The following is a 25,991-nucleotide window of genomic DNA, read 5'->3' on the forward strand; positions in this document are numbered from 1 at the left end:
CCCGGGTACGGAGGCTGTGTGCGGCGGTGACACCACGACGCAGCTCCGCCCTGCGGTGTGTAGCGACCGCTGTGGCGGTTCAGACCCCGGTGATGGTCCATGCGTTGTTGGTGCTGGAGTTAGGTGTCCACATCACCGTGGTCGAGCCGGCCGTGGTGCTGCCGCTGCCGTCAAGGGCGGTGCCGGTGCCCCGGTTGACGATCTGGTAGCGGTTGCCACCGAGGCTGTTGAGCGACCACTGCTGGTTGTTGCCGCCGTTCCACGCCTCCTGGCGGGCGGGAGCGCCGTTGGCGGAGTTGCCCCAACTGTCGGCGGCCATGCCGTTGGTGCGGTTCATGATGCGGTAGTAGCCGTTGCCGAGGTCGATCAGCTGCCACTGCAGGTTGGTGCTCCCGTCGTAGTTCCACTGCTTGAGGTTGGAGCCGGAGGCGACGTTGCCCCCGCTGTCGAGCACCAGTCCGCTGGTCACGTTGGCGATCTTCACCCAGGTCGTGGAGCCGCCCGGCGCGCCCAGGACGGGGATCTCACCGGAGAAGGTGAGCTTGACCGTGTACGCCAGGGCGCTGAACGGCGGGTTGGACGAGGGCATGGTGAGGTGCAGGCCGGAGGCATCCTGGGTCGGTGCGGGCAGGTTGATGTAGGTGCCGGCCGTGTTGTTCAGCAGTTGAGCGCCTGTCAGGCTGCTGAGGTTGATCTGGTTCGAGTTCAGCGTCGTGATGTGCATGGTGCCGCCCTGCCAGCCCAGCGCGGTGGCGTAGAGGACCTTGTTGTCCCGGCTGCGGGTGAACCGGATGTCCTGCGGCTTGCCGGCCACCGGCCCGCTGAAGGAGCCTCCGCCCATCTTGGTGGGGCCCTCGCCATAACTGGCCCAGGAGCGGGTGGCGTAGACCGCCTCCCCGAAGCGGCCGAGCCAGTCGCCCATGGCGAGCAGGATCGACTGCTGCCCGGAGGGGATGGTGCCGTCGGCCATCGGAGCGATGTTCAGCAGCATGCTGCCGCCCTTGCTGACCCGGTCGATCAGCGAGTGGAGCATGGCCTGCGTCGAGTAGTAGCCGATGCCCACCGTGTAGCACCAGCTGGAGGAGGAGATGCTGTCGTCGGTCAGCCAGTAGGGGGTGAGCAGCCCTGCCGGGCCGCCGCGCTCGAAGTCGAAGACCTCACCCTTGTTGTTGAGGCCGTCCTTGTAGGTCGCGACCACGTCCTTGTTCCACGCGACCGCCTGGTTGTAGTAGTGCGCGAGGAACTGGAGCCGGTAGGACTCCTCCACCCGGCCCAGGTTGAAGTCCTGCCAGACCAGGTCCGGCTGGTAGCCGTCGATGACCTCGACCAGCTTGTCGTACCAGAGCTTGTTCTCCGCGGCCGAGCTCAGCTGGCCGTAGAGGATGCGGAGCGTCGGGTCCGACTGGGACGGCACGTGGTCGTAGTAGCCGGTGAAGTTGTAGGCGTGGTGCAGTGAGGCCATGAACTTCAGCCCCTGCCCGCGGATGGCCTGCGCGTGCAGCCCCACGAGGTCGAGTCTTGGGCCGTGCTGGACCGAGTTCCACGGGTTGGAGCGGCTGTTCCACATGGAGAAGCCGTCATGGTGCTCGGCGACCGGGCCGGCGAACTTGGCGCCCGCGGCCTTGAACAGCCGCGCCCAGGCGTCCGGGTCGAACCTGCCGCCCTGGGAGGCGAGTTTGGGGGCGAACTGCACGTGGTTGCCGGCCTTGTCGCGGGCGCCGTCGATGAAGTTGTGGTACGGCCATACCGAGGGGTCGCCGTAGGTGGCCTTGTGGTGGTTGTTCTCGGCCGAGCCGCCGATGTACATGTTGCGCGGATACCACTCGTTCCCGAACGCGGGAACGCTGAAGGCGCCCCAGTGGTAGTAGATGCCGAACTTGGCGTCCTGGAACCAGGCCGGGGCCGGGGGGTGCTGGTCCACGGAGGACCAGCTCGGGGTGTAGCTTCCGGGGCCGTCGGTCGCGGCGGCCTCGGGGGCGAACCGCAGCAGGCCGGAGGCAGTGGCCGCGCCGGCCGCCGCCAGCAGTCGGCGCCGGCTGAGCGGCAGGGAGGAGGAAGACATGGATGGGGGGCCTCTCGGGGAATGACGGAGGAGATACGGGAGTCGGTGATCGTCAGCCGGTCACCTGGATCAGTCGCGCGTCCACTTCTGGTTGCTGCTGCCGTTGCAGGTCCACAGCTGCAGCAAGGTGCCGTTGGCGGTTCCCGCTCCGGTCGCGTCCAGGCACAGGCCGGACTGGACACCGGTGATGGTGCCGTCGGCGTGGAGCGTCCACTTCTGGTTGCTGCCGCCGCTGCAGTTCCAGATGTCCACCTTGGTGCCGGGCGTGGTGCCCTGGCCCGCGGCGTCCAGGCAGTCACTGCCGTAGACCCGCAGCTCACCGGCCGAGGTGTTGGTCCACTGCTGGTTGCTGCCGCCGTTGCAGTCCCACAGCGCCACCTGGGTGCCGGCCGTGTGCGACTGGTTCGGCACGTCCACGCACCGGCCGGAGGCGGCCCCGACGATCGCGCCGGTCGTACCGCCGTCGTTTCCGCCGCTGCCGGGGGTGATGGACAGGTTGTCGAACTGTGCCGTCTCGCCCTGGCTGGTCCCGTAGCCGATCTGCCCAGTCGCCCAGGTGCTGTCGTTCGCGGAACCGACCGTGGCACCGTCGATGACCGCGGTGATCGTGGTGCCGGAGAAGGTGAGGCCCAGGGTGTGCCACCGGTTGGTGCCGAGCGCGGCGGTCGTGCCCCGGGCCAGGGTGGAGACGGTGCCGCCTGTGTTCGAGTTCAGGATCGACCAGGCCCCGGTGTCGCTCACCCGCAGGCGGTAGGCGTTCTGCCCTCCGGTACGGTCGTAGTCGTGCCCGCCCGCACGGCCGATCAGTTCGAGGTATCCGGGCTGTTCGAGCATCACGTCCGACGAGACCGTGTAGTTGCCCCAGCTCACGTCACCGAGCAGGGCGTGCGGATCGGTCAGCTTGTCCCAGGTGATCGGCTTCTGCGGGCTCATCTGGCGCACGCACCTGCCGCCGCGGCCGCCGCCGCAGCCCACCGCCTCGAAAGCGCCCTGCCAGTCCATGAGGTACTTCGCCTCGGTGCCGGTGGCGTAGCCGTCGAAGGAGTCGCTGTACGGCAGCTTCAGTGCGCTCCGGCCGGGACCGGTGGCGGTGCCCTTGCCCTGTCCGGTCGTGGTGGTCAGGGTGTACATGTGGCCGGGCTGTACGGTCAGGCTGAAACCGCTGCCGGACGGGGTGATGTCCGTGGCGTGCACGAAGTGGTCGGCCGGGTTGTTGGATTTGACGTCGGTGGACCAGACGTGGACGGTTTTGGTGGACAGCCCCCCGGTGACGTTGAAGTTCAGCGTCTGGGCGCTGCCGGCGTCCATCGTCTCGATGACCGTGGAGTAGTCGGAGTTGTTGGTGGACTTGAGCGAGACGTAGCTGCCGTTGTTGCGGTTGCCGCCGATGTAGCCGCTGGAGGCGTCGAGGTACCGCCACCCCGGGGCGGTGAACTGGCTGGTGTGTGCCATCACCCAGGCGTTCTTGCCGATCGAGTAGGAGCCGGACCACGGCTGCGAGGCCAGGGCGAGACCCATGGTGGGGTACGGCAGGTTGGGTGTGAGCGCGGCGACCACCGGCCAGTTGAAGTACGCGGTCATCCGTCCGTCGATGTATCCGCGGTTGATGCCGCGGGCCACGGCCTGCGCTCCCCCGTTGTAGTCGTCGGAGCCGTTCTCGCTCGCCCACAGCGGCTTGCCGGACGATGTGGCGGCCGACGGCACCGAGCAGTTGGTCTGGGAGGACCGGTAGCCGCAGGGGTAGTGGGTGCCGATGACGCTCACCGCGGCGGCGAACGCCTGGTTGGAGTTGACGTCGTTCGCCACGGACCAGTCCGAGTCGGCCGCGACGATCTTTACGTTGCCGTAGCCGTTGCTGTTGAGCGCGCCGCGCAGCTGCTGGTACCAGGAGACGTTGTAGCCTCGCTCGTTCCATCCGCCGAGGTAGTCGATGCTCAGCCCGTGCTGTTTCGCGCAACCCAGCCATGAGAGCAGATAGTTGATGGTGTCGGTGGACCAGAAGTTGCCGCCGCCGATCCAGCCGGGCGCGCCCCAGGCGAGCGCGTTCAGCTTGATGTCGGGGTTGCGTGCCTTGGCCTGCTCCATCAGCCACCACTCGTAGCCCCGGTTGCAGTTCAGGTCGGACCGGGTGTGCTGGTGACTGGGCTCGGCCCCCGAGGTGGAGTTGGTGTCACCGCCGATCTCGGCCTTGAGCATCTGCAGGGAGGCGCCGTAGCCGGGCCGGAACAGGTAGTCGAGGATCTGGCCGCGCTCGGGCTCGGGATAGTCGATCAGGAGTCTGCTGTTGCCGCCCCCGCCGCTGATCGCGCCGACGCCGTCGAAGGTCCGGCCGCCGGACGCGCCGTTGATCGTGATGGAGGTGGCGGCCTGGGCCGGCGCGGCGGCCGTGCTCACGATGCCGCCGGCGGTCAGGAGGAGGCCCGCGAGCACGGCCGTCGAGGCGCGCAGGCGCCGGAACAACCGGCTGAATGCTGACACGGTGGGTTCCTTTCGCAGGTCGGAGGTGTCCCGTGGCCGCCGGGGTGGTCCGGCCATGGGCGCGATGGCTGTGCTGCTCGTGGTGGCCGTGGCTGCACGGTTGCCGGAGGTCGCTCGCGGGCCGGTGTCCGTGGAGCCGCCGTCAGCGGAGGATGAAGTCCTGGTTCGTGCCGGGCCTGTTCTTGCACTGCCACTGGTCCAGTTGCTGCCCCAGGTTGCCGCCGGCGCCGTAGACGTCCAGGCACAGACCGCTGTTCTTGTTCTGGAACGCGTAGGAACCGTCGGACTGCCGCACGGGCAGCCAGAGGCTGTTGGCCGCCGCGCCGGGTGCCTGCTGGACGATGTCCGGGATGCCCGCCGCCGTGGAACTGTCGGCCACCGCCACGTCCAGGCCGGAGTTCTGGGCCCGGAGTTCGCCGTAGCCGCCCGAGGCGGGCACGAACCGGAACTGCTGGTTGCCCTGCCCGTTGCAGGTCCACTGGTCGATCGCGGCACCCGCGCTGCCGGAGTTGCCGTACACGTCCAGGCACAGGTTGTCGCTGGCGACCACGAGTTGGTGGTAGCCGTCCGGGAAGCCGCCGCCGGACGAGGCCGGCGTCAGATGGACGGCGAACGCGTCGTGCGCGCCCTGGAACGTGAACGGCACGGTGATCGAGCCGCCGGCGGTGCTCACGTTCTGGTCGTACACGGTCTGTGGTGCTCCGAGCGGCGCCTGGTCCGGGATACGGTGCACGGTGACGTGCACGCTGTCGGCGTTCGCCAGCCAGGGCACGGACGACAGCCCGTCGAAGGTCACGGACGCGGCGCCGGTGTACCCGTTCGAGTCGCCGATGATCGCCACCGCGCGCTTGTTCGCGGAGTCCTCGGAGGCCGAGATCGCCGTCGAGCCGACCTGGCCGGAGGTGTCCACGAGGGTGCCGGTCATGTCGGCGTAGTCCCGAAGCGCCCACCAGTTGCCGGTCGGCTGCCAGCTCCCCCCGCTCTGGGTCAGGACTCCGGTCAGGTTCGGGGTGACGCAGCACACCCAGTTGCCGCGCATCGCGTTGGTGTATCCGGACTGCGCGAACCGGGCCAGGTACCAGGCTGTCACCCCGGCGGTCTGTCGGTCGGCCGGCTGGTACTCGTTCGAGGACAGCGGCAGCGGACCGATGCCCGCCGCGGTCAGGGCGCTGTTCAGGCTCCGCGCGACGGTGACCGGGTCGTCGACATCGCCCTCGTTGTGGTTGGCGATCATGTCCGGCACCGTCCCGGCCGCCTTCACGTGCGCGAGCCAGGTCCGCCATTCACCCGGGTTGCGCTCCGGGGTGAACGCGAGTGACGGCCCGACGATCTGCGCTCCGGGGGCGATGCGCCGGATCTCCCGGTAGGCGGTGTCCCACATCCGGAAGTACTGGGCGCTGTTCACCCCCCGGGTCCAGAAGGCGGAGATGTCCGGCTCGTTCCAGATGTCGTAGGAGAACGTGAGCCCCGAAGCCTGCAGCGCTCCCACCGTGGAGTCGATGAAGCTGACCCAGTTGGAGCAGTCGCCGTTGTCGCACGGGTACCTCGTGTTCGACGGCTGGCCGCCGTTCGCGCCGTAGATGTCGCTCACCAGCACCTGGTACTGCGCGTGGTAGGGCGGCCGGGTGAGCCGTTTCGCCTGCGCGATGATCGAGTCGACGTCGGCCCGGGTGGCCGAGCCGTACTGGTAGCCGTCCCTGATCCAACCGCCGGAGAACCACCCACCACCGCGGAACGCGTTGATCCCCAGCGGCTGGATGAACTGGTCCGCAGGCCGGCTGCCGTCTTCGCTGAAGCCGTAGAGGAACCCCTCCCCCACGCCGGTCGACGGCCCGCGGGTCGACGCCAGGTGCACGCTCAGCGACTTGTCCGAGGCGGCCTGGCTCGCGGCCGTCGACAGCAGCGGCAGCACGAGTGCCAGGACGGTGCCGACCAGAAGTACCAGACGGCCGGGTCTCGCTCTCGTCCTCATCCGATCCTCCTGCGGTTCGGCGCCGCTGCGCTGCGACGCGTGTGATGCGGTGGGGTGCGGTGACGCGCCGGGGCGGTGGTCGGGTGCCGCCCGGCGCCGGGTGACGGGTCCCTCAGGGGGTCAAGGGGGTCAGCCCAGTGACCATCGCTGGTGGGATCCCCCGTTGCAGGTCCACAGTTCGACGGGGGTGCCGTTGGCGGTGGCGGCGCCGGTCACGTCCAGGCACAGGCCGGACCGGGCGTTGGTGAGGGTGGCGTCCGCGGTGAGGTTCCACCGCTGGTTGGGCTGGCCGTTGCAGGCATGATTCATCGACTCCTGGGCCGAGTTGTGGGAGAACACATGCATGGCGGCGGGACAGGTCCCGCGGCGGTCCTTCGGGTGTGCGGGAGGATCACCCCTCCCGCACGCGTGGAAAGGAGCTCAGCGGTAGCCGGCTGCAGTGACGTTGGCCTGCACCGCGTTGTCGGTCGCATCGGAGGGGTACCCGGCGACGATCGCTCCTTCGTAGAAGGTGCCGGCGCTCAGGTTGGCGCCGCCGCCCGGCTTGCAGCAGTCGCCGCCGCTCCCCAGGATGATTGCTCCCTGTTTCTTCATGGGGCTGTATCCGCCGGGAAGCCCGCCGTCCCACAGGGTGGTCAGGCCACCGGACTGCGCGTCGCCACCCTTGAGGGCGAACCTCGACGTCCCGTTGTTCTTCAGCATCGCGGTGACGAACTTGCTGCGGAAAGCCCGCTGTTTGGTGTTCCAGGACTGGCTGCCGCCGGAGTACAGGCCCCACTCGAGATCGGCCTGCACCCAGGGACCGCTGCCGGCGCAGCCGCCGAACCAGCACTGGGTACCGAAGTTGATCGCGTCCATCGCCCCGGCGGCGTCGGCCTTCCTGGTCGTCTCGCTGTTGCCGTAGTCGAAGCAGCAGCCACTGTTGACGTGGGTGCCGCTGGTGACCATGTACGCCCCTTCGGGTGCGGCACCGGTCGGCACACCCGTCAGGTGGCCGTCCCGCCAGTAGCTGTTCCCGGGATTGATGTACAGCGAGTACGCCTTGGTGCCCCCGGCGGTCAGCGACTCGGAGGTCGCCTTCGCGGGGCTGCTCTGAGTCGATCCCGGGACCTGGGCCGACCCCTGGTACCACAGGTCGTTGCCGTGCCCGGACTGGTCGCGGACGGCCGTGATCACGCACGAGGTGCCCGCGCAGAACGAGTCCTGTGCCGCCGCGTCGGCGAAGCCACCGGGTGCCAGCACGCCGATGTCCCTGGTGGCGTTGTCCGAGGAGCGCCTGACCTGGTACAGGGCGCCGTTGTACGAACCGTAGAGCGCCCGCACCGTGCTGTGCGCGGCCACGCACGGCGTACCGCCCGCGGAGTAGATGTCGCACGGGCCCGACCCGCTGGGCGAAGGCGGAGGTGTCGGGGTGCTCCACTTCTGGTTGCTCTGGCCGTTGCAGGTCCACAGGATGACCGCGGTGCCGTTGGCCGTGCCCGCCCCGTTGACGTCCAGGCACAGGCCGGACCCGACACCGGTGACGGACCCGTCGGAGTTCTGTCGCCACCTCTGGGTCGACCGTCCGTCGCACGACCGGATGACCGCCGAAGCTCCCGGAGCCGTCCGGTCGTCGTAGGCGTCCACACACCGGGTGCCGCTCATCGTCCTCAGCTCACCCGACGACGTGAACTCGAACGCCTGATTGACCTGGCCGTTGCAGTCCCAGATGTCCAACGCCGTTCCCGGCGTGTCGACGTTGCCCTTGACGTCCAGACACCGCCCCGACGCCGAACTCACCAGGGGTGCCGCCGACGCCGGCGCCGACCATGTCGGCGCGGTGGCCAGCAACATGGTCAGCAGTGCCATCACACATGCGGCGGCGACCGCCGGTAAGCGTCGTCCAAGAGCCGCGGGGCTCCAGGTCGAAACGGATGAAGGCTGCATTCTGTTCCTTGAGTATGTGGGGGAAGGGGACAGAGAGTGCCGTGCCTGTCCGGGGGGCCAGGACACCCGAGAGCACCCACAGGAAACCCTCAGACATCCCATGTCGATAGTGATTTCATACGCCTCTCCCCCTGTCAATAGACACGTCTCACTCGACCGGAACGCGATCCATCCCATGTTTTCCGCTGGTCAGGCCGCTGTGGCGGCATGGCGAAACCCGCGTCCGGCGACGGCCGCCGTGCCGGGCGCGGGTGTTCGTTCCGGTCCGCCGAAGCGATCCAGTGGCAGGAGCGCGCGCTGGGCGCCGATCACCTCACTTGAAGGTCCAGTGCTGGTTGGCGCCGCCGTTGGAGTCCCAGATCTGGACGGGGGCCCCGTTGGCGCTCTGCCCGGCGGGAACCTCCAGCGCCCGGCCGGAAGCGACGTTGGTCAAGGTGTACGAACCGTCGCCGTTCCGGCTCGCTCGCCAGTGCTGGTTCGCCCCACCATTGGCATCCCAGATCGCCATCCGCGTGCCGTTGCCCGTCTGACCACCCGGCTCGTCCAGAACCCGCCCACTGCCGACATTCGTCAGCGTGTAGGAATCATCACCGTTCTGGCTCGCCCGCCACTGCTGATTCGCACCACCATGGGAATCCCAGACCTGCAGGGGCGTGCCGTTCGCCGTCTGCCCGCCCGGCACGTCCAGCACCCGCCCCGCGGCGACATCGCTCAGTGCGTACACCTCGCCCGAGACGATGCCCCCCGGGTCGCCCGTACCGCCGCCGCCCAGCGCGGACAGGGCCGCGTCGTAGGCCGGCTTCTTGTTGCCGTTGCGGTCGAACAGCAGCGGGTTCTCGCTCGCCCGCCACGAGTCGCTGTCCCTGATCCCCCACGTGGTGATGCCGGTGCAGCGGGGGACGTTCATGCACGCCTGTACCGTGTTGGCGTAGGCGGTCGGCTGCGCCTGGGCGATGTCGAGTTCGGTGAGCTGGACGTCGACACCGAGGGCGGCGAAGTTGGCCAGGGTGGTCCGGAAGCTCGACGGCGGGCCGCCGGCGCCGAAGTGGCTCTGGAGACCGACGCAGTCGATGGGCACGCCGCGCGCCTTGAAGTCGCGCACCATGGTGTAGACGCCCTGGGTCTTCGCGTCGGTCCAGTTCTCGATGTTGTAGTCGTTGTAGCAGAGCTTGGCCGAGGGGTCGACGCCCCGCGCGGTGCGGAACGCCTCCTCGATGAAGCCGTTGCCGAGCAGGTTTTGGAACACCGACCTGCGGTGCTGGGTGGAGCCGTCGGCGAAGGCTTCGTTGACCACGTCCCAGGCGTAGATCTTGCCCTTGAAGTGGTTCATCACCGTGGTGATGTGGTTGTTCATCACGCCGCGCAGGGTGTTCGCGTCCCTGATGCCGCTGACCCAGGCGGGCAGCTGCGAGTGCCACACCAGGGTGTGGCCACGCATCCGCTGCCCGTGCGCCGTGGCGTGGCCGACGATCCGGTCGGCCGGACCGAAGTTGAAGTTGCCGCGGGACGGTTCGGTGGCGTCCCACTTCATCTCGTTCTCCGGGGTGATCATGTTGAATTCCCGGTCGAGAAGCGTGGAATACGTCGAATCGCCGAGCCTCCCGGCGGCCACGGCCGTGCCGAAATAGCGGCCACTGTCGGCCGCGGCCGCGCCCAGCGTGCCGGAAGCCGCATGGGCGGCGGGCGTCGCCGTGCCGGCCAGAGCCAGTAACGTGCCGGCGGCCAAACCGGTTGCCGAGGTCAGGGCCTTGCGGAGGCGGGGCGCCTCGTTGAGCCAGGACATGAAGGGTCATTCTCCTTGTGGGGGGGACACCGACCGCGAGACGGTGCTGCGGTGTCGGGTCACGGGATCAGGAGACCGGCAGAGCGGTCCACTGCTGGTTGGCGCCGCCATTGCAGTCCCACAGGACCAGTTGCGTACCGTCGGTGGCGGACGCGCCGGGGTCGTCGAGGCAGCGGCCGGAGACCGGGTTGCGGTAACCGCCGTTGTACGCCTGCCATTGCTGGTTGGTGCCGCCGCTGCAGTCCCAGATCTGGATCTTCGTGCCGTTGGCGGTACCGCGGCCGGTGGCGTCGAGGCACTTCCCGAGCGCCCGCAGGGTGCCGTCGGAGCGCGCGGACCAGGTTTGAGCGTCGGAGCCGTTGCAGGACCGGATGTCCGCCGCGGTCCCGTTGGCGCTGTTGCCGCCGTTGACGTCCAGGCACTTCCCCGCGATCCCGGAGCGCACCTGCCCGCCCACGGAAACCGGCGGCTTGATCCAGCCTGCCGCGTCCGCGGCCTGGACCCCGGCGTTGAAGGCGTCCGCCATCTTCCTGAAGCCGTTGTCGTTGGGATGCAGGGAGTCGGCCAGGTCCGCGGCGGTCAGAGCACTCATGTCCACCAGGCGTACGTGCTTGCCTGCAGCCTGCGCGGCCTGGACGATTCCGGGGAGCTTGGCGTTGAACGCGGGCCGGTTGGCCTCCTCGGTGCCGCTGGTGGAGACGATCACGGTGCCGACGAGGACGGTCGCGTCGGGGGCGTCGCGGGTGATCCGGTCGATGAGCGCGCGGAGCCGGTCGGGGGCTGTCGGGATCTGATAGTTGCCGTTCAGATCGTTGGTGCCGATCTCCAGAGTGACCACGTTCGGCCGGTAACGGGCCAGCACGGAGTCCGCGATGCCGGTGATCTGGTCGATCCGCCAGCCGGAGTGACCTTCGTTGTCCGGGTCCGACATGGTGCCGTTGCGGCCCGAGCCGACGAAGTCCACGGCGTGCCCCTCGGCCGCCAGCTGGTTCCGCAGGAAGCCCCGGTAGCCGTTCCCGGACGGGCTGCCGACGCCCCAGGTGATCGAGTCACCCAACGGCATCAGCCGCAGGGGGGCGGGCGCGGCGGCCCGCACGGCGGAGAGCGGCGGCTCGGTGCTCGTGGCTGCCGCCGCGGGCAGGGCGGCGCCCACGCCGAGCGCGGCCGTCAGCGCCGCGGCCAAGGGTGCCGAGTACTTGTTCATCAGCGTTCCTCACTGGTGCGGGACAGTGGGTGGGGTGAACGAGCCCGTGAGCCGGTCAGCGGGGGATGAAGTCCTGGTTGCTGCCGGCCGTGTTCTTGCAGGGCCATTGGTCGAGCTGCTGGCCGAGGTTGCTGCCGCCGCCGTAGACGTCGAGGCACAGGCCGCTGTTCTTGTTCTGGAAGGAGTACGAGCCGTCGGACTGCCGTACCGGCAGCCACAGACTGCCGGCCGCTCCGTCCGGGGCCTGTTGCACGATGTTGGGCGTACCGGCGGTCGTGGAGCCGCCCGCCACCGCCACGACCTGCCCGGAGTTCTGCGCCCGCAGCTGCCCGTAACCGCCCGAGACCGGCACGAACTCGAACTGCTGGTTGCTCTGCCCGTTGCAGGTCCACTGGTCGATCGCGGCGCCCGCGCTGCCGGAGTTTCCGTACACGTCCATGCACAGGTTGTTGCTGCCGATCACCAGCTGGTGGTAGCCGGTGGGAAAGCCGCCACCGCCGCCCGACGACCGGACGCCTGCCTGCTGGATGACCTGTCGCGCGCCCTGAGGCCAGTTGGTGCCGCTGACCTGGACGTTGCCGGTGAGGACGTTGTTGTGCGGAGGACCGGTGGCCACGTACGTGTTGCCGCCGTTGTACCAGTTGCCGGAGAAGGTGCTGTCGTCGGTGTGGTTGTTCGCGTTGGCGTTGGTCAGCGCCCAGTTACCGGCGTCCTGCACCACGTTGTTGGAGACCTTCAGGTAGCGGGAGCCCTCGTCGAGGTACAGCGCGGTGGTGCGGTTGTTGTCGTACATGTAGTTGTCGGAGATCACCGAGCCGGGCATCGCGGACAGGCTGTAGATGCTGCCGCCGTCGAACATCGCGTTCTTGGTGTCGAAGACCAGGTTGTGGGAGACGGTGTTGTTCTTCAGCGTCGTGGGAGTGCTGTAGATGGGCTGGTAGTTGTACGTGCCCCGGTTGACGTAGTCCTGGCTGCCGCCGGGGTCGTTCATCCCCCAGCCCCAGCCGACGTCGATCCCGTCGTAGGGAAGGTGGTCGCACTGGTTGTGGGTGATCGTCGCGTTGGTGACGTAGGTGGACAGGATGCCCGCGGTCTCCTTGTAGTCGGTGCCCACCCCACTGACCCGGTTGTCGCTGATGACGATGTTCTGGTTGGTCATCTGCGGGTTGCTCGGGTGGTGCGCGTCCGGCTGGATGCCGCCGACCTGGATGCCGCTGCCGGCGATGTCGGTGAACGTGTTGCCGGTGATGGTGACGCCGTTGGCGCCGAGTCCGGTGCCGGAGGCCGTGGCGACACCGTCGTTGCCCACGCCCAGTCCGGCCTGCCCGAGTTCGGAGAACGTGTTGCCGGAGAACGTGATGCCGGTGGCGGCGGAGACCTGGACGGCCGCGGGCATCTGCACCCAGTGGTTACGGGTGGCTTCGAACTGCGTGCATCCCGACTTGCAGGTGCTCAGCCAGTTGGCGGGCATCGTGTAGGCACCGGTGATGTGCGCGCCGCTCTGCTGGTCCGCGTAGCCGTTGGGTCCGCTCGGGCCGAGCCAGGAGGTTCCCGTGAACCGGATGCCGGTGAATGCCAGACCGGCGGCAGGTGAGCCGTAGCTGCCGCTGATGCCGAGCAGGCTCTGCAGCCGGGGCAGTTCGACGTCGAGGCTGTTCGGGTTCTGCCCCGGCTGGGCCCGGTAGTACAGGTCGCCGGTGGACGAGTCGAGATACCACTGTCCGGCCTGCTTCAGGAACGCGTAGTTGTTCTCGAGGTACATCGTTCCGCCGGCGAACGGCGCGTTGATGGTGTCGTAGCCCCAGGAATTGTTGTTCCACGCGGGCTGCTGCATGGTGATGGTCCTGCCGCTGATCGACTGGACCGGCGCGTAGCGGTCGGTGAAGGAGTTGACGCTCTCGACTTCCATGTGGTTCTTGTCCGAGAGACCGGCCAGGTAGTCGAGGGACGAGTCGGTGATGGTCAGGCCGGTCTGGGTGAAGGTGAAGGCGGAGCGGGGCACCTGGATCGCCGCCCGCGGTGCCTCCCTGCCGTTCACGTACAACTGACGCGTGTTCACGCCGGTGCCGACGTGGACCCTCCAGATGTTGCTGTTTTGATCATGTACCTGCCAACCCGATATCTGCTGGGCGCCGCTCACCACCGGCTGCTGCCCTGACACGGCCTGGTAGGTGATGGTGTGGCCGTTCTGGCCACCGTCGCCGGAGCCGAAGGTCAGCGGCTTGGACAACCTGTAGGTCCCCCCGGCCAGGTGGACCATGACGTCCGCATCGGCCGAGAGCCGGTGCGCGGGCTGCTGCGCCTGGTCGATCGTTGCGAACGGCCGCTCGGCGGTGCCGTCCCCGCCAGGAGCCGCACCCGGCGCCACGTACAGGGCGGCGGCCGACGCCTGGCGCTCGGCCGGTACGGCGAACGCGGACCCGGCCGGGGCCAGGCTCCCGGCCAGTAAGGCGAGCAGAGCTACGGGGGCGGCCCAGAGGCCGCGGAGCACTCTGGCTCCGGACATCGTCATCCTCCAGTGGTGGTGCGTGGAGCCCGGTGTGGGGCGGAGTGGCGTTGTTCGCCGCCGAAGCCGCCCGCATGGCGTGCCCCCTCCGGTCGGGGCGACGGGACCGGGCGATTCGGCCGGGCGGGGTCGGAAGATCCCGGGAGGTGCCGCCGGGAGCCGGGCGCCGCGCAGGCGGATTCCTGCTTCCGGTGGCGAATGGCCCGTGACCGAGGGGAGCCGGTCAAGGGCTGGACTGGTTCAGGTCAGTTGAGACTCCATTGCTGGTTGGATCCACCGTTGCACGGCCAGGTCACCACCTTGGTGCCGGCGGACGTCTGCTTGTTGTACGCGTCCAGGCACATCTGGCTGCTGCCGCTGTAGACGGTCAGCCGGCCCGAGGACGTGCGGGTCCAGGTCTGGTTGATGCCGCCGCCGCAGTCCCAGATCTGCAGCTGCGTACCGGCCGTGGTGGACGAGTTCGGCACGTCCAGGAGGCACGTGGTCCGGCCTGCCACGGGCCGTACCGCCGCGAGTAACCGTTGCACACCACCGCGGCCGGAGAGCAGGTGGCGTCTTGTCCGGAGGGTTCCCATCTGATCTCCATACCGTGCCGGCACAACCCGATCGGGTCGTGTTGGTGGCGCTGCCAATCCGGAAGCGCTTGGAGGTGCCGTATGTGCAGCGAGATTGCAGAGAGGTTTCGGGGGGAGACGGTGCTCCCGACTTCGTGGGCTGTCAAGGGTGCGGAGGCTCCTGCTGCGAACCTTGTCGCGGAATCGATTCGACGGCTGATTCCTGCGGTTGGGGACCGATCGGCACGCTCGAACAGCTCCGGGGTGGAGGTATGCGGATGGCGGCGTGACCTCCCGCCGTGCGGGGCGCGATGGGCCGCGCGGGTGTGTCCGGCGGCCGGGCCCGGCTCACCAGGTGCCTGCCCGTCATGCCGGTGAGCAGGGACGCAGCCGCCAAACCCATGGGGCGGAGGGCCGGTCCGCAAGACACTGACCGAAGCAGCGGAGCCTCGGTCCGCCGCGTCGGCGCCGCCTTCGCCGCGCGGCACGCCATTCACCCCACACTCCACCACTCGTACCTTCGCGTCGAAGCGCTTGCGTGGAATCGATTCGCCCCACGCCTTCCGGTGATACGTGAGACGCGGAACGCGTGACGGTACCCGGCAGCCCGACGCCGTTCCGCGCGACTCATGACACTCGGGCATCTTTCGTCGGCCGGGGCCGCCAGGGCGCGCAGGCCGGCTGCACGCACCGCCGGGCACCGGGGCGCTCGACCAGCACCATCCGTGACAGGTTCCCCGGGGGCGACTGCGACGCCGTACGCGCGGCCCACCGCCGCGGACGGACTGAACTCCCCTGCGGCGCACGGCCGTAGTCAAGTGGCGCCGATCTCGAGGGATGACGCCGGACGGACGTCGACGAGGTCCTGCTCGACCCCGGCACCCGTCCCGGCCGCTCCGTCGCGCGCCGCACCGGGTGATCGCCGGCGCACAAGGGCGCGCGGCCCTGACGCCCCAACTGCCCGCGTGGCCACGGCAACCGCTCCGACAGGTCACCACTCCAGCTCCCACCCGTCGACACCGCAGGCCGTACCGCCCCGCCGACACCCCGCGCCCAGTGGCGAGTTGATTCGCGCGAGGTATTCTTTCGACCCGCGGGTAGGTTCTCGGGGAGCTGCATGAACATCGGGGAGATCGCTCGGCGCGCCAGCGTGTCACGCAGCACGGTGTCCTACGCTCTCAGCGGCAAACGGCCGGTCGCGAGCAGCACCCGGAAACGCATCCAAGATGTGATCAACGAATTGGGATATCACCCCAACGCGACCGCGAGGGCCCTGAAGGAGGGCCGGACCCGGACGATCGGTCTCGTCATCCCGCCGGCCGGCAACAGGCTCACACACATGCAACTGGACTTCGTTGCCAGCGTGGTCGACGCCGCCGCCCGGGTCGACCTGGATGTGCTGCTGTCCCCTTCCGGCGCGGATCACGACCGCTCCTTCGAGCGGTTGGTCTCGGAGAGCCGCGTGGACGGTGTCATCCTGATGGAGATCCGCCTGGAGGACCCTCGTGTGGGCCGCCTGCAGGATGCCGGGCTGCCCTTCGTCGGCATCGGGCACACGGCCGGCGACCAGCAGATGTCCTGGATCGACGTCGATTACGCCGGCTTGGTCCAGCACTGCGTGCGGCACCTCGCCGATCTGGGGCACCGCCGAGTGGCTCTGATCACTCGTTCCCCGGAACTCGTCTCGGCCGGTTACGGTCCGGCGCGCAGGGCCAGAGAGGGTTTCGAGGCCGCCGTGGCGGAACGCGGCCTTGACGGCATCGAAGTGCCTTGCGGGGACGACGCCCGCTCAGGTCAGGAATGCGTCGAGGTGCTGCTGCGCAGCCATCCGGACCTCACCGCTGTCACCACCATCAACGAGGCCGCCCTGCCCGGCATCCAGCGCGCGCTGGCGGACACTGGCCTCCAAGTGCCGTACGACTTCTCCATCACCGGAGTGGCGGCCAAGACCTGGGCCGAGGACTTCCGCCCGCCGCTCACGGCAGCGGACGTACCGGCCGCGGAAATGGGCGAGAAAGCCGTTTCCCTGCTGGTGGAACGCATTGCAGCGCCGGACACCCCGCCTCGGCACATCCTGTTGACCCCTCCGGTCTCGCTGCGCTCCAGCACAGCCGCCGCACGCAGCGACCGGCAGGTGTGAGTCAACCGCGCGGCGCGCTGAGCCGGCGGGTACGGCGCACGAGCAGCGTCGCGCCCTGTTCCGTGGGTCTGGAGCACGCCTTGCGGATGATCAAGCAGACGCTGGGCCGGACCTGCCCGAAGCTCCGCCACCCGGGTCCGCCGGAGGGCAACCTCCGCCCGAGTGTGGTCCCGGCGCAAGCGGGCTCGGGCGGCGGTGCCCCTGTGCCGGGTGTGTCATTCGGCCCTGATGTTGTCCACGTACACGACGCCCTTGGTCGCCGTGCCGCTTCCACGGCCGAGGTACAGACTGAACGCCGTCACCTTGGCCAGACGAGCCGCGTCGAGCACGGCTTCGGCGTGTGCGGTGTCCCAGGGAGCGGGCCGGAACTCGCTGAATGGTGTTCTGATGTCCTGCCCGTTCGTGTCGGCCAGCGGAAACCGGTACTGGAATGGGACTCCGTCAGCGACGATCTCGAACGCCCCGGCGTTTTCGGAACCGTCGCCCCGCAGCCACAACGCCAGGGACGTGAAAGCGGACCAGTCCGCGACGACCGACTTGCCTATGCCGGTGTACTCGGAGCCGGTGAAGTCGTACGCGTAGGCCAGTCCGTAGGAGCCCGAGGACTTGTGGTCGGGCGCCAGGGTGATGGTGTGGGAGTTGATGTGGGTGTACGCCTCGCTCAGGGCGGCGTCGTCTCCGGCGTATCCCTCGAAGTCGTCGACCCAACCGGCAGGCAGCGGTGCGACCTCACCGAGGAGGACCACGGCCGAGTCCGTGAGCGTCTTGCCGTCCACCCGCGCGCTCACGGTGAGGGTCACCGAGCGGTTGGCCGGCGAGGCCGGGTCGATCGACCAGTCGCCCGAGTAGAAGCCGTCGGCGTCGAGGCACAGCGGTCTGGCGCGTCCACCGTTCACGGAGTAGGTGACCCGGCTCGCCCTCGCGGGCGTGACACGTGCCCGGACGGTGGTCTTGGAGGCCGTCACGCGCTGTCGGTCCGTGGGAGTCACGAGATGCATGAACGGGGCGTTCCTGACAGCGGTGGTGCGAGCGGAGTACACCCCCCGCAGATCGGCGGCGAACAGGGTGTAGGGGTCCTGGTGGTACTTGACGAAGTCCGGCAGCAGGACGTGGCCCGGGTACGGCACATAAGCGCGCTTGGTGCCTCCGAAGTTGGCCCAGGTGAGCATGTACGTCATCTGACGGGCCAGCGGGTCCGCCTTGACGGCCTGCAACAGCTGGGTGAACCACTGCGGGTTGCGGGCCTCTGTACCGCTCTCCCCGAACTCGGTGAAGGCCGGCACCTTGCCTCGCTCGTTCGCCAGCCGGACCACCATCGCCAGGTCCCTCACCAGACCGTCCAGCCAGGCGGTCGGTCCGGCGTCTTCGTCGTAGGAGTCGTAGCCCAGGATGTCGACGAAACGGTCGCCCGGGTAGGTCTTCAGGTAGCCGGTCGGGTCGGCGCCGAAACTCGAGTTGGGTGAGTAGGAGTAGAGCAGGTTGTGGACGCCCCTGGTGTCACGCAGGTACTCGACGGTGTAGCGGAACAGCTCGATGAACTCGCCCGAGGTGGTGTGGCCCGCGCCCCACCAGAACCAGCCTCCGTTGTTCTCGTGGAAGGGGCGGAAGATGACCGGGATCGCGGTGCCGTCCGGCCGCCGCGCGCCCTTGACCGCCTTCGCGATGCGGTCGAGGAAGGCGTTGAAGTCCGCGTGCTTCGCGCCTCCCGGAAGGATCTGGCCGACCACTCGGCCCGTGGTGTCGTAGAAGTCCTTGCCGGTGACGAAGTTCGGCATGTGGGCGGTGAGGGTGTTGATCCCGCCGCGTGCGTCCCCCTGCCGGATGCACCGGCTGAGTGCGGCGATGTTCTCGGCTTCGGTTCCGTCCTGGGCGCCGGGGCGTTCGTCGCCGTCGAGGATGAGGGTGTCCCAGCCGAAGACCGCGGGGTAGTCGCCCACCGCTGCCCTGGTGTCGGACGCCTTGCCGTCGGGAGTGGTGAAGGTGAAGCCGTAGGTGAGGTCGTGCTGGTGGCCGAACAGGATGCCTTTGCCCTGCTGCCGCTTCAGGTAGGCGAACAGCGCGCGGGTGGCGGGGGTTGCCTTGTCGTCGACGATCCGGACCGGCGTCGGCGCGCCGGTGGGCGCCGAGGGGGAGGCGGCCGCGGCGGCCACCGGTGTTCGGGCGCCGGCTGCCGCGGCGACCGTGGCACCGAGGAGGATGAAGGTGCGACGGTTCAGGGGGAAGCTGGGCATGTACGTCTCCTTTGACGTGGCGATCTCTCGCACGGCCTGCGAGCCCTCACGGTTCTTGATCGTGGCGTCGCCGGATGTGTCCCGCTTCAGGGCCTCCTCGCGCTGTGCTTGCTGCGTCCTGCTCAGCGGGGCCTTCTCGTGGTCGTGCTCGGCGTGGTCCGTGGGGTCGTGCCGGTCCACGGCCGCCGTCGGTGCACCTTCGCCGGCCCGCGCCATCGCGAAGGCCGAGAACGTGGCTGCCACCACAACAGGGTTGGTCGCCACTGCCCTGAGCATCCAGGGTCTGTCGGTCACTTGTGGGGGGTCCTTCCAGCGACGCGGTCGACTGCGGAATGGGGGTCCTGGTCGGGGACATCCGCGACGCACGACACGCGTGTGACTCAAGTGACGCTATTTGACTAGAGGTTGAGGAAAAAGGAAAGAGCTCAGGACGGAGGACGAGGCCACTGAGGGCGAGCATTCCCCCATGCGCCCAGGCGTTCAGGAATCGGTCCGACCGTCAGTGTGCCGTCTCCGTTGCGGAGCCCGCGCCGGTCACTCCTCTCCAGCGCCCGCGCGGCGTGCGGCCCCCTCCGTCCCCCACCCGTGTCGTTCGAGAGCGAGGCGTGCCGTACGGGCCATGGCCTCGTCGACCATCTCGCCTTCGAATGCCACAGCGCCCGTCCCCTCGCCCTGTGCCGCCTCGACGGCCGCGATCAGCCTTGCGGAGCGGGCGAGTTCGTCGGGGCCGGGAGAGAACACCTCGTTGATCACGGGGACATGGGAAGGATGGATCGCCATCATCCCCTCGTAGCCGAGGGAACGGTTCTGTTCGGCGAAGGCGCGTAGCCCCGGCACGTCGGTGACGCGCGTCCACAATCCGCTGACCGGGCACGGCACTCCGGCTGCCCTGGCGTCCAGCAGGACGCGGGAGCGCAGTGCCACCGTTTCGGTTCCCTCCGGGCTCCAGCGGTAGCCGACGGCGCGTTCCACGTCGCCGCCGGGGGCGGTCAGTGCGCCCAAGTAGGCGATGCGTGAGGCGGCTCGGGCGATGTCGTACGCCTCACGCAGGCCACGGGCCGTCTCGAGCAGGGGCACCAGGGCGACCCGTCCGGGCGGCAGGCCCTGTTCCCCTTCGCACCAGCCCAGCAGCCGGTCGGCAAGCTTCACGTCCTGGGCTGTGCGGACCTTGGGGAGCACGATGCCGGCGAGGCCTGGCCGTACGACCGCGCGTAGTTCCTCGGCCCCCGCCCAGCCGTCCAGCGGGTTGACACGGACGAACAGCGCCATCCGTCCCGCCTGATCGGCCGGTTCGGTGGCGGCACGCGCGACGGCGTCGGCCACCTGCGCGCGGGCGGCGAGCTTGTCCGCGGCGGGCACCGCGTCCTCCAGGTCGAGGATGGCCGCGTCGGCGCCCGCCGCCCGGGCCTTGGGCAGCCAGCCGGTCCTGGTGCCGGGAACGAAGAGCAGGGACCGCAGCGGGGGCCGGTCGACCGCCCTCGTGTGCGACTCGGCAGGCCTGTTGGAAGACGCCTCAGATGACATCGCTCTTCTCCAGGTCGGCCAGCTCTTCCGCACTGAGTCCGAGCCACTGCCCGTAGACGAGGTGGTTGTCCTGGCCGAGGGCGGGCCCCGTCCGCCAGACCCGGCCGGGCCGCTGCCGGAAGTGCGGGATCACCGCCTGCATCCGTACCGGACCGAGGTCGGGGTCGTCGACGGTGACGATGTCCTCGCGTTCGGCGTACACGGGGTCGGCGGCGATGTCCGCGGCGTCGAACACCCGTGAGGCCACGACTTCGGCACGGGCGAACTCCTCCAGGCACTGGCCGGTGCCGCGCTCCGCCACCCAGTTCCGCAGGCCCTCGTCCAACTCTCCGCGCCGGGCGTGCTGTTGCGGTGCCGTGGCGAACTCCTTCTCGGGGAGCCCCAGCAGGCCGGCGATGTTGCGGACCGAGCGCAGCGTCGCGGAGGTCACCGTGATCCACTCGCCGTCGCGGGAGCGGTAGGTGTTGATCACGGCCGCGGGGGCGACCGCCAGCTGGTTGCCGGAGCGTTCGGGCACTTGTCCCAACTGGTCGTGGACGATCACCTGCCACTCGACGAGACGGAACAGGGACTCGAAGAGAGCGAGGTCGATCCACTCGCCGTCGAAACCGGGGTCGTGGTCACGGCGGTGGAGGGCGGCGAGGACGGCGTAGGCGCCCATCAGGCCGGTCACGGCGTCGCCGTGCGAGAAGCCGGTGTGCACGGGCGGGCCGTCGGGAAACCCGGTCAGGTGGACGACTCCGCTGCGCGCCTCACCCATCTTGCCGAAGCCCGGGGCGTCCGCCTGCGACGAGGTGGCACCGAAGCCGGAGATCTGCAGCAGTACCGCCCGGGGGTTGATCCGGTGCACGGAGTCCCAGTCGAGTCCCCAGCTGCGCAGGCGTCCGGCGCGCAGGGTGACGATGACGACGTCCGCCCAGGCGACGAGTCGGCGAGCGACACTCCGGCCGGCCTCGTGGTGCAGATCAAGGGTGACCGAGCGCTTGTTGCGGCCGGCGACCTTGAACCACAGGGGGACGCCGTCACGTTGCGGCCCCATGGCGCGGGCCGCGTCTCCGGCGCCGGGGGGTTCCACGTGCACGACGTCGGCTCCTTGGTCCGCGAGCATCGAGCCTGCCAGCGGCCCGGCCACCACATGGGCGAACTCGACCACTCTCAGCCCTTGCAACTGCCCGCGTCCGGTGGTGTTCCGCTCGTCGTCCGACACCGATGCGCTCCCTCGCCCCTGCTGTTTCGCGTTGGTCCCCGGACCGCGTCGTCCGCGTTGGTGCGGCACGTCGTCCCCGGCCGGGTCTTCAGAGTGCAGGAGCGGAGAAATGCCTGTCGAGCAACAGAAGACCATGAATCAATGCGAAGAACGCATGAATCGCTGAAGCGGTCGGTGCGCGGGTGCGGTGGGCCGTGAGGGTGATGCGAGCCTCGGCCCCAGCACGCCCCCACGCGGCTTCATGCCCACGACACCCCGGGCGGAAGAGGGCGGCCCTGGAGACGGAACTCTTCGAGCGCCTGAAGGAACCGCTCCGTAACGGTCGGGAGCGTTCGCCGAGCGCGCAGCGCGATGTCCAGGCGCCGGTCCACCACGGGGTCCACCAGAGGACGGCAGACGACGGGCCCGGCGCCCATCAGCGGGAGCACGAGGGCGGGCATCGCCGACACCCCGAGGCCGGCGGTCACCAGTCCGCCCACCGTCGCGATGCTGCCCGCCTCGGCCGCCGGTGCCGCATGTACGTCGATCTGGGCGAACGCCGCATCGGTGAGGCGACGCACGCTGGAGTCGCGCCCGACGGCCAGGAACGGCTGACGAGCCAGGTCCTCCCAGGCGATCTCGGGTCGGTCGGCGAGCGGGTGGCCTTCCGGCAGCACCGCGACGAAGCGGTCCCTGACCAGGGGGCGGTGCTCCAACTGCTCGGGCGGGTCCCCGACGGTGGTGATCGCGAAGTCGGCGTCACCGGACAGGACCCGGTCCAGTACCAGCCGCTCCAGGCCGTCGAGGAGGCGTACCGCCACCTGCGGCCGCCGCTCGCGGAAGTCGGAGATGACCTGCGGCAGGAGCACCGCGGCAACCGAGGGAAGGGTCGCCACGGCGACCGTTCCCGACTCGCCGAGCAGGAATCGCCTGAGCTCCTTCATGCCCGCCCGGTGAGCGGTGACGATCTGCTCGGCGATGCGCAGGGCCTCGGCACCCGCCGGGGTCAACTGCACGTTACGGGGGTCCCGTTCGAGCAGTTGGACGCCGAGTTGTCGCTCCAGATCCGCGACCGCGCGACTGAGCGAGGACTGGGACACGCGCATCTCCGCGGCGGCCGCGGTGAAGCTCGCGGCCCGTGCGACGGCCGTGTACGCCGCCAGTTGACGCAAGGTGGGGGCCTCCATGGCCGCCGAGCATAGGGCGCGCCCCCGTGAATTGATGCGCTTATCGCATGGACAGATCTCGGTTTGATGCTGGACAGGGATCCGGTAGTGCTCCGAAACTCTCGCGTAATACCTCGGCCTGCCCCCGCTCAGCTCCCGCCCACCACCGCCGAGGGCCGTCCCCGAGAAAGCGAGCGCCGCATGCTGGCAGCCCTGGGCTTCGCCACGATCGCCGTCCTCCTGCTGCTCACCATGACCAAACGCGCCTCGGTGCTGGTCGCTCTGATCCTGCTTCCGGTGCTGGCGGCGCTCATCGGCGGATTCGCGGGCGACCTGGGCGAGTTCATTCTCGGTGGGCTGTCCAAGGTGGCCCCCACCGGCATCATGATCGCGTTCGCGGTCCTGTACTTCAGCCTGATGGTGGACGCCGGGCTCTTCGACCCCCTGATCCGCGGTCTGTTGCGCGCGGCGCAGGGCGACCCGTTGCGGATCACCGTCGCCACGGCCGTCCTCACGCTGTGCGTGGCCCTGGACGGCGACGGCGCCTCCACCTTCCTCATCACCGTCTCCGCGCTGCTGCCGGTCTACAAGAGGCTCGGCATGAGCCCCCTGGTGCTGTCCGGAGTGGTCTGCCTGGGCGCGGGCGTGATGAACATGGTTCCCTGGGGTGGCCCGACCGTACGCGCCATGGCGGCGCTGAAACTGGACAGTTCCGAGGTCTTCAACCCCGTACTGCCCGCGATGGGCTTCGGCGTGGTCTGGGTGCTGGTGGCCTCGTATCTGCTCGGTCGCCGGGAGCGCAGCCGTCTCGGTGCGCTGTCCCCGCGAGGCCCGGCCACGGACGTGCGCACGGGCGAGGACGAGCGGGACGACCGCGAACCTGCCGCATCGACTGCTGCCGCGACTGCCGAGTCGAGCCTGCGGGCCACTCCCCCGACGGCCGACGGGCAGGAGCGTCCGGCCCTCCGATCCCCCGGCGACGGGCCCGGCACCGTCCGGGTCCCGCCGCTGCCGCGGACCGGGCTGAGCATCTTCAATCTCCTGCTCACCATCGCCCTCGTGGTCTGCCTGATCCAGGAAGTGATGCCGCTTCCGGTGCTGTTCGTCCTCGGGTTCGCGATCGCGGTGCTGGTCAACCACCCCACCTGGGAACAACAGCAGGCGCTGCTCGACAAGCACGCCAAGAGCGTGGTCCTGGTCACCACGATGATCTTCGCGGCCGGCGTCCTCACCGGGATCCTCAGTGGCACCAAGATGATCGACGAGATGGCCGAGGCGCTCGTCTCCGTCGTCCCCGACTCCTTCGGGTCGCATCTGCCCGTCGCGGTGGCCGTCACCGGCATGCCCTTGAGCCTGGTCTTCACCCCGGACGCCTACTACTTCGGCGTACTGCCCGTACTGGCAGAGACCGCGAGCGGGTTCGGCACGGAGCCGGCCGAGGTCGCCCGGGCGGCCATTCTCGGCCAGATGACCACGGGGTTCCCGCTCAGTCCGCTCACCGCGTCCACGTTCATCCTGGTCGGCATGAGTGGTGTGTCGCTCGGAGAGCACCAGCGCTTCATCTTCCGCTGGGCCTTCGCAACCACGCTCGTCATGACCGCCGGCGCCCTGCTGACCGGCGCCTTCCCGCTGTGACCGGTGTCCCGGGCCCGAGCGTGACCGGTGTCCCGGAACCAAGTGTGACCGGTACCCCGGGCCCGAGCGGAGTCCCCGCCGGCCGCGGACTCCCGGCAGAAACCGCACATGCCGCGTCATGGCCCCCCAATGGGCCGCCGGTTCCCAGGAGTTCGGAGCCGGAGGACCGGATCCACACACCACGGCACCCGGCCCGGGTGCCCCACCGACCGAGACGAGGACGCATGAGACCGATCCCCAGACGTACGGTGCTCGCCGTCACCGCAGGTGCGGTCGCGGCGCCAATGGTGAGCACGGCGACCGCGGCGGCCGCCGACGCCACGACAGCCCCGTCCGAAGGACGGCAAGCGGCCTCCGGACTCAATCCGGTCCTGCGGACGGACCTCCTCACGCAGGTGACGCCGAGGAACAACTGGCTGGTGACAGCGGTCGCCATCCAGTACGCGCATCCCATCGATCTACGCGGCGGGACGGCCCCGCCCACCGCCTTCCAGGTGCAGGCCACCGCGGGCGGACGGACAGCGGCTCGCACGGTGACCCGGGTCTACTCCAACACCTCCGCCGAAGTGGACGACCGCTCTCACCCCGGACGACCGGGGGACCGCCTGATCGTCGAACTCGATCCGAACGACTCCAACGCACGAGCGTCCGGCACCGATCCCCTTCCGCTCGACCGTGCGTACTCCGTCAAACAGGTGGCGGACGTGCGCACCCCAGACGGCGAAACGGTACTCAAGGCCGGTCCGTTCGCGAACCGGAACGACGACGTCATCACTCCCGTGGTCGACGACTTCGCCGCCGGTTCCTTCACCGACTCCGCAGGTTTCGAACTGGACTTCCGGCTGTACCAGCCGGCGGGATTCATGCGGAACCCGCAGACCCGCACGCGGTACCCGCTCGTCGTCACCCTGCACGGCGGTGGCGAAGTCGCGGACAACAACATGACCCAGCTCACTTCCAACCGGGTCGCGGTCACGTTCGCCAAACCGGAACGGCAGCGCCGCAACCCCGCGTTCGTCCTCTCTCCGCAGATCCCCCTGCCCCGTCCCATGGACGGGCCCGACGGCACGGACTGGACCGACGCGAAGGTCCAGGCCGCGCTGATCGAACTCATCGACACCTTCGTGCGCGAGCACGCGCGCAACGTGGACACCGCCCGGCTCTATCTGGTCGGCCTGTCCTCAGGCGGTCGCGGCATCTACAGCTTGCTGGCCAAGCGACCCGAAGTGTTCGCGGCCGCCCTGCCCACGGCCGGCTGGGGCGACGCGGCCACCATGGACAGGATCACGCACATCCCGATCTGGGCCGACCACTCGGTCGACGACCCGGTCGTCCCCTACCGGGAGGGCCGGTTCGGCAAACCCGGCACCTGGACCCTGATGAACGCGCTGGAGACCGCCGGCGCAGGGGTCAGCCGTGGCGAGTGGGCCAACGACCTGCCGAAGGCAGACTTCGAGGCCCGGTCACGGGCTCTCCTACGGCAGGCCCGGGCCACGCGCAGCCACGTACTGTTCACGAGCTACACGGCCGGAACGACACCGGTGAGCCCACACCTGGCATGGGCCCAGACGTACGAGAACGACGTGGTCATCGACTGGCTCTTCGCACAGTCCCGGTAGCCGGC

At 69.3% G+C, this 25,991-nt stretch carries 14 protein-coding genes and 2 pseudogenes; 3 read left to right on the top strand and 13 right to left on the bottom strand.

What is annotated here, in order from left to right:
- Positions 1-79: 79 nt before the first annotated feature.
- The 9 genes and pseudogenes from AC067M_RS26680 to AC067M_RS26720 all read right to left on the bottom strand — a co-directional run.
- Positions 80-2,062, bottom strand: a complete 1,983-nt coding sequence (locus tag AC067M_RS26680; RefSeq protein ID WP_478699556.1) for an alpha-L-fucosidase — start codon at positions 2,060-2,062, stop codon at positions 80-82.
- 69 nt (positions 2,063-2,131) lie between these two features.
- The gene (locus AC067M_RS26685) at positions 2,132-4,540 is read right to left on the bottom strand and encodes a ricin-type beta-trefoil lectin domain protein (protein ID WP_478699557.1); all 2,409 of its coding nucleotides are present in this window, start codon (positions 4,538-4,540) and stop codon (positions 2,132-2,134) included.
- Positions 4,541-4,682: 142 nt separating this feature from the next.
- Positions 4,683-6,512, bottom strand: coding sequence for an RICIN domain-containing protein (locus AC067M_RS26690; RefSeq protein ID WP_478699558.1), 1,830 nt, complete (start codon positions 6,510-6,512; stop codon positions 4,683-4,685).
- 129 nt (positions 6,513-6,641) lie between these two features.
- Positions 6,642-6,821, bottom strand: coding sequence for an RICIN domain-containing protein (locus AC067M_RS26695; protein ID WP_478699559.1), 180 nt, complete (start codon positions 6,819-6,821; stop codon positions 6,642-6,644).
- Between the two features lie 111 nt (positions 6,822-6,932).
- Entirely contained in the window at positions 6,933-8,360 is a 1,428-nt protein-coding gene (locus tag AC067M_RS26700) for an arabinofuranosidase catalytic domain-containing protein (protein ID WP_478699560.1), read from the bottom strand.
- Positions 8,361-8,754: 394 nt separating this feature from the next.
- Positions 8,755-10,221, bottom strand: a pseudogene (locus AC067M_RS26705) (glycoside hydrolase family 10 protein); the annotation flags it as partial.
- A gap of 67 nt (positions 10,222-10,288) precedes the next feature.
- Entirely contained in the window at positions 10,289-11,425 is a 1,137-nt protein-coding gene (locus AC067M_RS26710; RefSeq protein ID WP_478699561.1) for a ricin-type beta-trefoil lectin domain protein, read from the bottom strand.
- A 55-nt stretch (positions 11,426-11,480) separates the two neighbouring features.
- On the bottom strand, positions 11,481-13,931 hold the full coding sequence (locus AC067M_RS26715; RefSeq protein WP_478699562.1) for an RICIN domain-containing protein: 2,451 nt from the start codon (positions 13,929-13,931) through the stop codon (positions 11,481-11,483).
- 248 nt (positions 13,932-14,179) lie between these two features.
- Positions 14,180-14,404: pseudogene (locus AC067M_RS26720) on the bottom strand (RICIN domain-containing protein); the annotation flags it as partial.
- A gap of 1,198 nt (positions 14,405-15,602) precedes the next feature.
- On the opposite strand from AC067M_RS26720, the gene AC067M_RS26725 reads away from it, so the two are divergent.
- Entirely contained in the window at positions 15,603-16,625 is a 1,023-nt protein-coding gene (locus AC067M_RS26725) for a LacI family DNA-binding transcriptional regulator (RefSeq protein ID WP_478699563.1), read from the top strand.
- Between the two features lie 215 nt (positions 16,626-16,840).
- Here the strand turns inward: AC067M_RS26725 and AC067M_RS26730 are convergent, their stop codons facing one another.
- The 4 genes from AC067M_RS26730 to AC067M_RS26745 all read right to left on the bottom strand — a co-directional run bounded on the left by AC067M_RS26730 (position 16,841) and on the right by AC067M_RS26745 (position 22,753).
- The gene (locus AC067M_RS26730) at positions 16,841-19,150 is read right to left on the bottom strand and encodes a glycosyl hydrolase (RefSeq protein ID WP_478699564.1); all 2,310 of its coding nucleotides are present in this window, start codon (positions 19,148-19,150) and stop codon (positions 16,841-16,843) included.
- 240 nt (positions 19,151-19,390) lie between these two features.
- Positions 19,391-20,380 (bottom strand): HpcH/HpaI aldolase/citrate lyase family protein, encoded by a 990-nt coding sequence (locus AC067M_RS26735; RefSeq protein WP_478699565.1) that lies wholly within the window; start codon positions 20,378-20,380, stop codon positions 19,391-19,393.
- Positions 20,370-21,587, bottom strand: a complete 1,218-nt coding sequence (locus AC067M_RS26740; protein WP_478699566.1) for a CaiB/BaiF CoA transferase family protein — start codon at positions 21,585-21,587, stop codon at positions 20,370-20,372. The genes AC067M_RS26735 and AC067M_RS26740 overlap by 11 nt, the downstream gene beginning before the upstream one ends.
- 239 nt (positions 21,588-21,826) lie before the next feature.
- The gene (locus AC067M_RS26745) at positions 21,827-22,753 is read right to left on the bottom strand and encodes a LysR family transcriptional regulator (RefSeq protein ID WP_478699567.1); all 927 of its coding nucleotides are present in this window, start codon (positions 22,751-22,753) and stop codon (positions 21,827-21,829) included.
- Positions 22,754-22,933: 180 nt separating this feature from the next.
- Between AC067M_RS26745 and AC067M_RS26750 the strand changes: the two genes are divergently transcribed.
- A complete protein-coding gene (locus AC067M_RS26750) occupies positions 22,934-24,367 on the top strand; it encodes a CitMHS family transporter (protein WP_478699568.1) in 1,434 nt (477 codons plus the stop codon).
- A 224-nt stretch (positions 24,368-24,591) separates the two neighbouring features.
- The gene (locus AC067M_RS26755; protein WP_478699569.1) at positions 24,592-25,986 is read left to right on the top strand and encodes a prolyl oligopeptidase family serine peptidase; all 1,395 of its coding nucleotides are present in this window, start codon (positions 24,592-24,594) and stop codon (positions 25,984-25,986) included.
- Positions 25,987-25,991: the final 5 nt, after the last annotated feature.

The sequence above is a fragment of the Streptomyces sp. NPDC043427 genome, assembly GCF_056436655.1.